This is a genomic window from Streptomyces sp. NBC_01006 (assembly GCF_045162725.1).
Lineage (GTDB): Bacteria > Actinomycetota > Actinomycetes > Streptomycetales > Streptomycetaceae > Streptomyces.
This window is the reverse complement of the sequence record NZ_CP108700.1, coordinates 2584214-2594918: the sequence shown is the minus strand read 5'-3', so window position 1 is coordinate 2594918 and position 10705 is coordinate 2584214. Positions and strand designations below refer to the sequence as shown.

General features: G+C 69.7%; 10 protein-coding genes. 5 read left to right on the top strand and 5 right to left on the bottom strand.

The window, feature by feature from the left end:
- Positions 1-69: 69 nt before the first annotated feature.
- Positions 70-1269 carry a quinolinate synthase NadA gene (gene nadA / locus OG509_RS11760; RefSeq protein ID WP_406182288.1) on the bottom strand — a complete coding sequence of 400 codons (1200 nt, stop codon included), beginning with the start codon at positions 1267-1269 and terminating at the stop codon, positions 70-72.
- A 158-nt stretch (positions 1270-1427) separates the two neighbouring features.
- Positions 1428-2318, bottom strand: a complete 891-nt coding sequence (locus OG509_RS11755) for an RNA-guided endonuclease InsQ/TnpB family protein (protein WP_406182287.1) — start codon at positions 2316-2318, stop codon at positions 1428-1430.
- A gap of 222 nt (positions 2319-2540) precedes the next feature.
- On the opposite strand from OG509_RS11755, the gene erpA reads away from it, so the two are divergent.
- Positions 2541-2897, top strand: coding sequence for an iron-sulfur cluster insertion protein ErpA (gene erpA, locus OG509_RS11750; RefSeq protein ID WP_030010511.1), 357 nt, complete (start codon positions 2541-2543; stop codon positions 2895-2897).
- A 73-nt stretch (positions 2898-2970) separates the two neighbouring features.
- Here erpA and OG509_RS11745 read toward each other — a convergent pair whose 3' ends face one another.
- Together OG509_RS11745 and OG509_RS11740 are read right to left on the bottom strand one after the other, a co-directional pair.
- Positions 2971-4425 carry a hypothetical protein gene (locus OG509_RS11745; RefSeq protein ID WP_406182285.1) on the bottom strand — a complete coding sequence of 485 codons (1455 nt, stop codon included), beginning with the start codon at positions 4423-4425 and terminating at the stop codon, positions 2971-2973.
- A 97-nt stretch (positions 4426-4522) separates the two neighbouring features.
- Positions 4523-4750 carry a hypothetical protein gene (locus OG509_RS11740; protein ID WP_385591506.1) on the bottom strand — a complete coding sequence of 76 codons (228 nt, stop codon included), beginning with the start codon at positions 4748-4750 and terminating at the stop codon, positions 4523-4525.
- Positions 4751-4883: 133 nt separating this feature from the next.
- Here OG509_RS11740 and OG509_RS11735 point away from each other — a divergent pair, with 133 nt between their 5' ends.
- Positions 4884-5861: a carbohydrate kinase family protein gene (locus tag OG509_RS11735; protein ID WP_406182283.1), complete on the top strand. Its 978-nt coding sequence runs from the start codon at positions 4884-4886 to the stop codon at positions 5859-5861.
- Between the two features lie 48 nt (positions 5862-5909).
- On the opposite strand, the gene OG509_RS11730 is transcribed toward OG509_RS11735, so the two are convergent.
- Positions 5910-7289 (bottom strand): cysteine desulfurase/sulfurtransferase TusA family protein, encoded by a 1380-nt coding sequence (locus OG509_RS11730; RefSeq protein ID WP_406182281.1) that lies wholly within the window; start codon positions 7287-7289, stop codon positions 5910-5912.
- 283 nt (positions 7290-7572) lie between these two features.
- Between OG509_RS11730 and coxB the strand changes: the two genes are divergently transcribed.
- The 3 genes from coxB to OG509_RS11715 are packed head-to-tail and all read left to right on the top strand — an operon-like array spanning position 7573 to position 10669.
- Positions 7573-8547 (top strand): cytochrome c oxidase subunit II, encoded by a 975-nt coding sequence (gene coxB / locus OG509_RS11725; protein ID WP_385591500.1) that lies wholly within the window; start codon positions 7573-7575, stop codon positions 8545-8547.
- Positions 8544-10274 carry a cytochrome c oxidase subunit I gene (gene ctaD / locus OG509_RS11720; protein WP_385591498.1) on the top strand — a complete coding sequence of 577 codons (1731 nt, stop codon included), beginning with the start codon at positions 8544-8546 and terminating at the stop codon, positions 10272-10274. The genes coxB and ctaD overlap by 4 nt, the downstream gene beginning before the upstream one ends.
- Positions 10271-10669: a cytochrome c oxidase subunit 4 gene (locus OG509_RS11715; RefSeq protein ID WP_030156117.1), complete on the top strand. Its 399-nt coding sequence runs from the start codon at positions 10271-10273 to the stop codon at positions 10667-10669. The genes ctaD and OG509_RS11715 overlap by 4 nt, the downstream gene beginning before the upstream one ends.
- The last annotated feature ends 36 nt before the right edge of the window (positions 10670-10705 follow it).

The following is a 10705-nucleotide window of genomic DNA, read 5'->3' as shown; positions in this document are numbered from 1 at the left end:
GTGAACGCCGAAGGGCCGCCCCTCCCCGATCGGGGAGGGGCGGCCCTTCGGGCGTACGGGAGGGGACGGCTACGGGAGGGCGAGCATGCGCTCCAGGGCGAGCTTCGCGAAGCTCTCCGTCTCCTTGTCGACCTGGATCTGGTTGACGAGGGTGCCCTCGGCCAGGGACTCCAGGGTCCACACCAGGTGGGGGAGGTCGATGCGGTTCATCGTCGAGCAGAAGCAGACCGTCTTGTCGAGGAAGACGACCTCCTTGTCCTCGGCGGCGAAACGGTTCGCCAGCCGCTGGACGAGGTTCAGCTCGGTGCCGATGGCCCACTTGGAGCCGGCCGGGGCCGCCTCCAGCGCCTTGATGATGTACTCCGTCGAGCCGACGTAGTCCGCGGCCGCGACGACCTCGTGCTTGCACTCGGGGTGGACGAGGACGTTCACGCCGGGGATGCGGGCGCGCACGTCGTTGACCGAGTCGACCGAGAACCGGCCGTGCACCGAGCAGTGGCCGCGCCACAGGATCATCTTGGCGTCGCGCAGCTGCTGGACGGTCAGGCCGCCGTTCGGCTTGTGCGGGTTGTAGAGCACGCAGTCGTCCAGGGACATCCCCATGTCGCGGACGGCGGTGTTGCGGCCCAGGTGCTGGTCCGGCAGGAAGAGCACCTTGGTCTGCTGGGGCTCCCCCTGCTCGAAGGCCCACTCCAGGGCCTTCTTCGCGTTGGAGGAGGTACAGATCGTGCCGCCGTGCTTGCCGGTGAACGCCTTGATGTCGGCGGAGGAGTTCATGTACGAGACGGGGACCGTCGCACCGGCTATGCCGGCCTCGGTGAGCACGTCCCAGCACTCGGCGACCTGCTCGGCGGTGGCCATGTCGGCCATCGAGCAGCCGGCGGCCAGGTCCGGCAGGACGACCTTCTGGTCGTCCGAGGTCAGGATGTCCGCGGACTCCGCCATGAAGTGGACGCCGCAGAAGACGATGTACTCGGCCTCCGGCTTGGCGGCCGCGTCCTTGGCCAGCTTGAAGGAGTCACCGGTGACGTCGGCGAACTCGATCACCTCGTCACGCTGGTAGTGGTGGCCGAGGATGAAGACCTTGTCCCCGAGCTTCTCCTTGGCCGCGCGGGCGCGCGCGACGAGGTCCGGGTCCGACGGCGACGGCAGGTCGCCCGGGCACTCCACCCCGCGCTCGCTCTTGGGGTCGGCCTCACGGCCGAGCAGCAGCAGGGCAAGGGGCGTCGGCTGGACGTCCAAAGGCTGGGCGGTGGTCACGACACGCACCCTTTCTGTTCTGCGACAAGGGGACTTCTGAAGCAGAGCTTCGACTTCTCGTCTATTTGACGCTATCTATGATAGCCGCTTCACGTCACTTTGACGATGCCGATAGTGTCGATGTGACGAATTCGCCCCAGGGCTCGCAGTTCATGAGCATGAATATGTCAACTACCTTCGCCCGAAGGGGCGGGCTTGCGCTGCGCCGTACCACTGGCTGTGGCCTGTCGCCCGCGTCCGGCCATCTCGGGTTTCGAGATGGCCGGGGCCGTTGACCGGGCCCCGCGTCGCCACGGCATCTGCGCGCGGGCGCGGATGTTGCGGGAGCTGTTGCGGTCGGCGTGATCAACGAATCCGCACGACCGGCAAGCGAACCGAGCCTGACTGACCCGGTTCGCTTCGTCCTCGTAGCCGCACTCGGCGCAGGTGCGGGAGGTGTACGCCGGATCGACGTACACCACCGGTACCCCCGCACGGCGAGCCTTGTACGCGATGAACGCTCCGAGCTGGGCGAAGGCCCAGGAGTGCAACGCGGCCCGTTGGGGCTTCCTCAGTCGTACCCGTTCGCGGATCCCGGTCAGGTCTTCCAGACCGATCCCGCGCCCGGTGCGTTCAGCCTCGGCCACGATGTATTTCGCGATCTTGTGATTGACGTCCCTGGCCCGCCGGGCCTCCTTGCGGCGGCGGCGCTGCGCTCGATGCCTGGCGGACTTGGTGTTCTTGCGCTGCAGCTTGGCCCGCAGCTTCCGATCTTGAAGCCGCAGCCGGTTCAGCTGCCGCCCGGCCATGATCCGCCCATCCGACTCGCCTCTGCGGTAACGGACGAGAGTGGCGAGCTGCTCAGGGCCGCCGGTGAACGTCACACCCTTGATTCGGCCCCATCGTGCCTTCACTTCGGCGTACGAGTGTTTTCGGAGCGTGAGGTCCTGGTACGCCTTCTCGTTGAACGCCACCGTGCTCACCCACGATGCCGCCTCATTGCACGCACGCGAAGTGGCTTCGAGCGCCGCTTCTTGTACAGGTGTCGGTTCGAGCTTGACCTGTACCACCAGCTTCACCCGGCCAGGCTAGCGCCCGACGTCGCTGGGCCCCAGGAACTGCGCGCCCGCACGTACGTTCCGGATACAATCTCCTCCGTGGCTGATGCCCTGAGAGTCCTTGACAAGATCAAGCATCGGGGCCGGGAATGAATCCGCGGCCCCGCTCGTTGCCATCGACGGCAAGAGTCCGACGTTTCCCTGCCTTGGGTGGGGAGCCGCCCACTTCGGGAGTGAATGCAGATGTCCGTACAGGACGACAAGACCACTGTGAGCGACGGCATCCTCCTGTCCGACGCCGCCGCCGAGAAGGTCAGGACCCTGCTGGAGCAGGAAGGCCGCGATGACCTGGCGCTCCGCGTCGCCGTCCAGCCCGGTGGCTGCTCCGGCCTGCGCTACCAGCTCTTCTTCGACGAGCGTTCCCTCGACGGCGACGTCGTCAAGGACTTCGACGGTGTGAAGGTCGTCACGGACCGGATGAGCTCCCCGTACCTGCACGGTGCCTCGATCGACTTCGTCGACACCATCGAGAAGCAGGGCTTCACGATCGACAACCCCAACGCCACCGGCTCCTGCGCCTGCGGCGACTCCTTCAGCTAAGCCTGTAGCGAGTACGGACGGCGGGAGGCCCCCGGCACCTTCGGTGCCGGGGGCCTCCCGTGTGCTCGGCGGGCTACTGCCGGGGGAGCGGCTTGCCCGTCGTCGCGTCGATCACCTTGCGCTCGCCCAGCGGCTGCTGGAGCGTCGTCGACACCGTCATGTCCTGGGCGAGCATGATGCAGGCCCGGCCCGGCTCGTTCGGGGTGTCGGTGATCCGCACCGAGACCGATCCGGCCTCCTCCCGCGCCTCCAGGGCGTACGTGCTGCACACCCCGCCCCAGAAGTTCACGGTCAGTTTCCGGTCGGCCTCCTGGTACGAGACCCCGGGCACGGTCCGCCCGCCCTTCGGAGCCGACGGCACGGCCGTGGCGTCCTCACCGGCCGGCTGGACCACCGTACGGCCGGGCCCGCCGTTGCTGCCCGCCACTTCGAACAGCCAGGCCGGCACCAGGCCGCGCGCCCCGTCCACGGTCCCCGGGGCCAGTCCGAGCACCGCCCCCTTCACGGTCTCGGTCCGCGGCGGCTTCATCGGCCGCGGCTCCGGGTTGCAGGGAGGCGTGTCCCCGGCGCCGACCGGGGTGTCCGGGGTCAGCGGGACCGAGGTCGCGCAGCCGCTGGGCCCCGGGTCCGTACCGCCGGTTCCGGCCGAGGACCGGTTCAACCGGGCCAGCGCCTCGACGGCCCCGACCACCGGCCGCTCGGCGGCGCGTACGGGAGCCTTCAGCTCACCGCTGCCCGCCACCACCTGGGAGTCCGCGCCCACGCTGACCTTCGTGGCCCAGCCCTGGGTGGGCAGCCCGTCGATCACCGGGTCGGCCGTCACCACGCGTACGGAGCCCTGCGTGAGCCGGGCGTCCAGCTTGGCCCCGCTCTGGCCGAGCGCCGCGAGCACCGGGGCGGCGGCGGCCTTGGCGGCCTCCTCGCTCACCGGGGTTCCGCCCTTGGCGTCCGCCCCGCCCTTGCCGTCCGCGCCGTCCGCCTGGGGGAGGGTGGCCGGGCCGCAGGTGTCCTTGCCGCGCTTGCAGTCGTCACCGGCGCCGCCCGTCCCCTGGAAGCGGGAGAAGTTCCAGGTCCCGGGGGCCTTGTGGGTCACCGTGAGCCGGGGCCCGGAGCCGTCGGCGCCCTCCCCGGCCTGCCAGGTCTCGCCGGTGAGCCGCGGGGTGCCCGGGATGCCCAGGGCCGTCGCCAGCCGCGCCGCCTCCTCCGGGCCGACCTCGCCGGTCGCGGCGAAGGACGGCGCGGTCGCCGGGGCGTCCGGGAGCTTCACGTCGGCCCGGTACGTCACCCCGCTGCCGTGCGGGTCCGGTTCGCCGGGGGCGATGCCCGGGCCGGAGGGGTTCGGCGCGACGCGGGGCGCCGAGGCCGCGCTGTCGGCCGTACGGGCGCCCTGCTTGCCGTCGCCCGAGGCCGCCGACGCCCAGTACGCCGTACCGCCGCCCGCGATCAGGACGGCGGCCGCGATCGAGCCGATGGCCCAGGCCGGCCGCCGCCGTGTGCCGCGTGATGTGTCGGGTTGTTCGCTGGTCACCGCTTGCTCCTTCGCCCTCGCCGCAGTGGCTGATGCGGCTGTGACGGAACAGACGGCGAACCGGTTCCCCGGCCCCTCGCCGGCCGGTCGCTACCCCCTAGTCCCCGTACTCGGCCGTGGAGGCGATCAGACGGGCCGAGGCCGGCGGGACGCTGATCCCGTGGATCTGCGAGGGCGCCACGCGGTCCGGCCGGGGGTCCGCCGGGACCGCCCAGTGCGGAGCCATCCTGGCGCAGTCACCCAGCAGCCGTGCGAAGCCGGGCCGCGTGTCGGCGGCGCCCTTCTCGGCCGTACCCGCGTACCCGAAACCATCGGTGTAGGTCATGGGGGCACGGTAGGCACGGCGCAGCGGGCGAAGAAAGACCTACTACGGGGTAGTTTCGTGCGGTCGGCGTCCGGGCAGCGACCGGGTAGTTTTGACTGTCCCCCTCGCCGTCCTCCGCAGGAGCGTCCACGCCGTGCGTATCGCAGTCACCGGCTCCATCGCCACCGACCACCTCATGACCTTCCCCGGCCGCTTCGCCGACCAGCTCGTCGCGGACCAGCTGCACACGGTCTCCCTCTCCTTCCTCGTCGACAACCTCGACGTGCGCCGGGGCGGCGTCGGCCCGAACATCTGCTTCGGCATGGGCCAGCTCGGCATCCGCCCGGTCCTGGTCGGCGCGGCCGGGTACGACTTCGACGAGTACCGCGCGTGGCTGGACCGGCACGGCGTCGACACCGAGTCCGTGCGGATCTCCGAGGTGCTGCACACCGCGCGCTTCGTGTGCACCACGGACGCCGACCACAACCAGATCGGCTCCTTCTACACGGGCGCGATGAGCGAGGCCCGTCTGATCGAGCTGAAGGCGGTCGCGGACCGGGTGGGCGGGCTCGACCTCGTCCTCATCGGCGCCGACGACCCCGAGGCGATGCTGCGCCACACGGAGGAGTGCCGGACGCGGGGGATCCCGTTCGCGGCGGACTTCTCGCAGCAGATCGCCCGGATGGACGGCGAGAACATCCGCACGCTGATGGAGGGTGCGACGTACCTCTTCTCGAACGAGTACGAGAAGGGCCTGATCGAGTCGAAGTCCGGCTGGACCGACGAGGAGATCCTGGGCAAGGTCGGCACGCGCGTGACCACGCTGGGCTCGCGGGGCGTGCGGATCGAGCGGGTCGGCAAGGAGCCGATCGTGGTCGGCTGCCCGGACGAGACGGCGAAGGTGGACCCGACGGGCGTCGGCGACGCGTTCCGCGCCGGGTTCCTGACCGGTCTCGGCTGGGGCGTCGGGCTGGAGCGCGCGGCGCAGGTCGGCTGCATGCTGGCCACCCTCGTGATCGAGACGCTGGGCACGCAGGAGTACACCCTGGCGCGGGCGCACTTCATGGAGCGCTTCACGAAGGCCTACGGCGAGGACGCGGCGTCCGAGGTCCGCGCCCACCTGGCGGCGTAGCCCCCCGGGCCTGACACCCCGGCGGGGCCGGATCCGGTCCCGCCGGGGTCATACCCGGCGGCGGACCGTGTACGCCACCCCCGCCGGGCGCGGGGCCTCGCCCTCGTACGTGTGGCCGCGCATGGTGCACCAGGCCGGGATGTCCAGGCGGGCCACCTCGTCGTCCGAGAGGACGGTGACGGTGCCGCCGATCGGGACCGCGGTGATGGCGCGGGCCAGCTCGATCACCGGCTGGGGGCAGCGCAGGCCCAGGGCGTCGATCTCCAGCGCGTCCGACACCGGCGCCACGGCGGCCGGTTCGCTGACGCCGAGCGTGGCGCGGACCCCCGCCACCACCCCCGGCAGCACCTCCAGGAAGCCGTTCACCTCCTGCGCCGTCGTCCCCGACGGCAGGGAGACCCGTACGTTCCCCTCCGACAGCACGCCCATCGCCCGGAGCACGTGACTGGGGGTCAGCGTGGAGCTGGTGCAGGAGGAGCCGGAGGAGACGGAGTAGCCCGCCCGGTCCAACTCGTGCAGCAGCGTCTCGCCGTCGACGTACAGGCAGGAGAACGTGACCAGGTGCGGCAGCCGCCGCTCCGGGTCCCCGACCACCTCCACGTCCGGCACCAGCCGGGCCACGCGCCGCCGGATGCGGTCCACCAGGATCCGCAGCCGGGCCGCCTCCGCGTCGGCCTCGGCCCGTACGGCCCGCAGCGAGGCCGCCGCCGCCACGACGGCCGGGAGGTTGACGAAGCCGGGGGAGCGGCCCGACTCCCTCTCGTCGGCGGGGAATTGGGGCGAGAAGCGGACGCCCTTGCGGACCGCCAGCAGCCCGACCCCCGCCGGACCGCCCCATTTGTGCGCGCTCGCGGTGAGCACCGACCAGCCGCCCTCCACCGGGCCCCAGCCCAGCGACTGCGCCGCGTCCACCAGCAGCGGCACCCCGGCCGCCGCGCAGACCTCGGCCACCTCCGCCACCGGCTGGACCGTGCCCACCTCGTGGTTCGCCGACTGGAGGCAGGCCAGGGCCGTCGACGCGTCCAGTGCGGAGGCGTATCCGGCGGGGGAGACCGCGCCCGCGCGGTCCACCGGGACCTGGGTCACCGTCCCCCCGGCGGCCTCGTGCGCCGCCGCCGCGTGGAGTACAGAACTGTGTTCGACCGCCGATACGACCAGATGACCGCCGACGCGCCGGCGCCCGGCGAGCGCTCCCGCCACCCCCGTGTGAACCGCGTGCGTCCCCGAAGGAGTGAACACGAGCTCGTCGGGGCGACAGCCCACGGCCTCCGCCGCCGCCTCGCGCGCCGCGTCCAGCAGCAGCCGGGCGCGCCGGCCCTCCCGGTAGAGCCGGGCGGGGTCCGCCCAGCCCTCGTCCAGGGAGGCCTGCAACGCCTGCCGGGCCACGGGGTGCAGGGGAGCGGCGGACGCGGTGTCGAAGTACGGCATACGGGCACGCTAGTCGCCGGCCGGCGACGTTCGAGGTCAGGGGTCGTCAGATGGCCTCCGGAGGCCGCCATTCAGGGGGTGTTGGGCCGTCCCCCGTACGGCGGATCCATCCCTTCGGGGGCAGTAGCGGCGCGTTGGGCACCCTCCCCGCGCGACCCCAAATAGCGTCCAGTAGGGTTTGGTCCGCATAAACATCCAAACCCCTGCCTGCGTCAGGGCCGGCGACCGACCCGAATACGGCCGCGGCCGGCCGCGCGGGCCGAGACTCTCGGGAAGGCGCTACGTGAGTCCCTACGGCTCCGACCGCTCGCCGCGGCGCCCGATGCGGCGGAAGCTGCTGCAGGCGCTGACTGCGGGCGCGGTCCTGGCGACCGCCACTGGTTGCTCGTACAACTGGCAAGACTTCCCCCGGCTCGGAATGCCCTATCCGGTCACGGAGGAGGCGCCTCGCATCCTGTCCCTGTGGCAGGGGTCGTGGGCAGCTGCCCTCATCACGGGCATCCTGGTCTGGGGTCTGATCATCTGGAGCATCATCTTCCACCGGCGCAGCCGGACGAAGGTGGAGGTCCCCCCGCAGACCCGGTACAACATGCCCATCGAGGCGCTGTACACCGTGGTCCCGCTCATCATCGTCTCGGTGCTCTTCTACTTCACCGCGCGTGACGAGTCGAAGCTGCTCGCCCTCACCCCGAAGCCGGCTCACACGATCAACGTGATCGGCTTCCAGTGGAGCTGGGGCTTCAACTACGTCGAGAACGTCGACGGCGATGCGGCGACCCCGAAGGCGGGCGAGGTCCCCAAGGAGCTCGCCAACATCCCGGACCGCTTCACCAAGGAATTCCCCGCGGGCGCCGAGGGCGTCTACGAGAAGGGCGTTCCCGGCGACCGCAACCTGGAGACCGGCAACCCCGGCCCCACGCTGTGGCTGCCCAAGGGTGAGAAGGTCCGCTTCATCCTGTCGTCGAACGACGTCATCCACTCCTTCTGGGTGGTCCCCTTCCTGTTCAAGCAGGACGTCATCCCGGGCCACACCAACGTCTTCGAGGTCATCCCCTCCCAGGAGGGGACCTTCATGGGCAAGTGCGCCGAGCTCTGCGGCGTCGACCACTCCAGGATGCTCTTCAACGTGAAGGTCGTCTCGCCCGAGGTCTACCGGGCGCACCTCAAGGAACTGGCCGAGAAGGGGCAGACCGGCTTCCTCCCGGCCGGCATCAAGCAGACTGACCCGGCCCGGAATGCGGAGACGAACAAACTGTGAGCATCCTCAACGAATCTCAGGGTGCCGCCGCCGACTCGTATGAAAACGAGCTGCCGGTGCGGCGCAAGCAGCCGGGCAATGTCGTCGTGAAGTGGATGACCACTACCGACCACAAGACCATCGGCACGATGTACCTGGTCACGTCGTTCGTGTTCTTCATCATCGGCGGCGTGCTGGCGCTCCTCATGCGCGCCGAGCTGGCTCGTCCGGGCACGCAGATCATGTCGAACGAGCAGTTCAACCAGGCGTTCACCATGCATGGCACGATCATGCTGCTGATGTTCGCCACCCCGCTCTTCGCCGGCTTCGCGAACTGGATCATGCCGCTGCAGATCGGCGCGCCCGACGTGGCGTTCCCGCGGCTGAACATGTTCGCGTACTGGCTGTACCTCTTCGGCTCGACCATCGCGGTGGCCGGCTTCGTGACGCCGAACGGCGCCGCCGACTTCGGCTGGTTCGCCTACTCCCCGCTGTCGGACGCGGTCCGCTCGCCGGGCATCGGCGCCGACATGTGGATCATGGGTCTGGCCTTCTCCGGCTTCGGCACGATCCTCGGCTCGGTCAACTTCATCACCACGATCATCTGCATGCGCGCCCCCGGCATGACGATGTTCCGCATGCCGATCTTCACCTGGAACGTGCTGCTGACCGGTGTCCTGGTCCTGCTCGCCTTCCCGGTGCTGGCCGCCGCGCTCTTCGCGCTGGAGGCCGACCGCAAGTTCGGCGCCCACGTATTCGACGCCTCAAATGGCGGCGCATTGCTCTGGCAACACCTCTTCTGGTTCTTCGGACACCCAGAGGTGTACATCATCGCGCTGCCATTCTTCGGAATCGTCTCCGAGATCATCCCGGTCTTCTCCCGCAAGCCGATGTTCGGTTACATCGGCCTGATCGCGGCGACGATCGCGATCGCCGGCCTCTCCGTGACCGTGTGGGCCCACCACATGTACGTCACCGGTGGTGTGCTGCTGCCGTTCTTCTCCTTCATGACCTTCCTGATCGCGGTCCCGACCGGTGTGAAGTTCTTCAACTGGATCGGCACCATGTGGAAGGGCTCGCTGTCCTTCGAGACCCCGATGCTCTGGACGATCGGCTTCCTGGTCACCTTCACCTTCGGTGGTCTGACCGGCGTCATCCTGGCCTCGCCCCCGATGGACTTCCACGTCTCCGACTCGTACTTCGTCGTCGCGCACTTCCACTACGTCGTCTTCGGCACCGTGGTGTTCGCGATGTTCGCCGGCTTCCACTTCTGGTGGCCGAAGTTCACGGGCAAGATGCTGGACGAGCGCCTCGGCAAGATGACCTTCTGGACGCTGTTCATCGGCTTCCACGGCACGTTCCTGGTGCAGCACTGGCTGGGCGCCGAGGGCATGCCGCGTCGTTACGCGGACTACCTCGCGGCCGACGGCTTCACCGCCCTGAACACGATCTCGACGATCAGCTCGTTCCTGCTGGGCATGTCGATGCTGCCGTTCATGTACAACGTCTGGAAGACGGCGAAGTACGGCAAGAAGGTCGAGGTCGACGACCCGTGGGGCTACGGCCGTTCGCTCGAGTGGGCGACGTCCTGCCCGCCGCCGCGGCACAACTTCCTCACCCTGCCGCGGATCCGTTCCGAGTCGCCGGCGTTCGACCTGCACCACCCTGAGATCGCAGCCCTCGACCACCTCGAGGACCACAGCGTCGCCGCCAAGGCCGTCACCGGTGGCAAGGAGGCCGACAAGTGAAGATCCAGGGCAAGATGTTCCTCTGGCTCTCCTTCTTCATCCTGATCATGGCCGTCGTGTACGGCGTGTGGTCGAAGGAGCCCGTCGGAACCACCGCGCTCTTCCTGGCCTTCGGCCTGAGCGTCATGATCGGCTACTACCTGGCCTTCACGGCCAAGCGCGTGGACGAGATGGCCCAGGACAACCTGGAGGCCGACGTCGCCGACGAGGCGGGCGAGCTGGGGTTCTTCTCCCCGCACAGCTGGCAGCCGCTCTCGCTGGGCATCGGCGGTGCGCTCGCGTTCATGGGCGTCATCTTCGGCTGGTGGCTCATGTACTTCTCGGCCCCGATCATCCTGATCGGCCTGTGGGGCTGGGTGTACGAGTACTACCGCGGTGAGAACCAGAACCAGTAGGACCGCAGCACCGAGACAAGGCCTGGGGCCCGGACA

What these genes read in the sequence shown, in the direction of transcription:
- erpA (WP_030010511.1), top strand. Translation starts at nt 2,541, where the DNA reads ATGTCCGTACAGGACGACAAGACCACTGTGAGCGACGGCATCCTCCTG.
- OG509_RS11740 (WP_385591506.1), bottom strand. Translation starts at nt 4,750, where the DNA reads ATGACCTACACCGATGGTTTCGGGTACGCGGGTACGGCCGAGAAGGGC.
- OG509_RS11730 (WP_406182281.1), bottom strand. Translation starts at nt 7,289, where the DNA reads ATGCCGTACTTCGACACCGCGTCCGCCGCTCCCCTGCACCCCGTGGCC.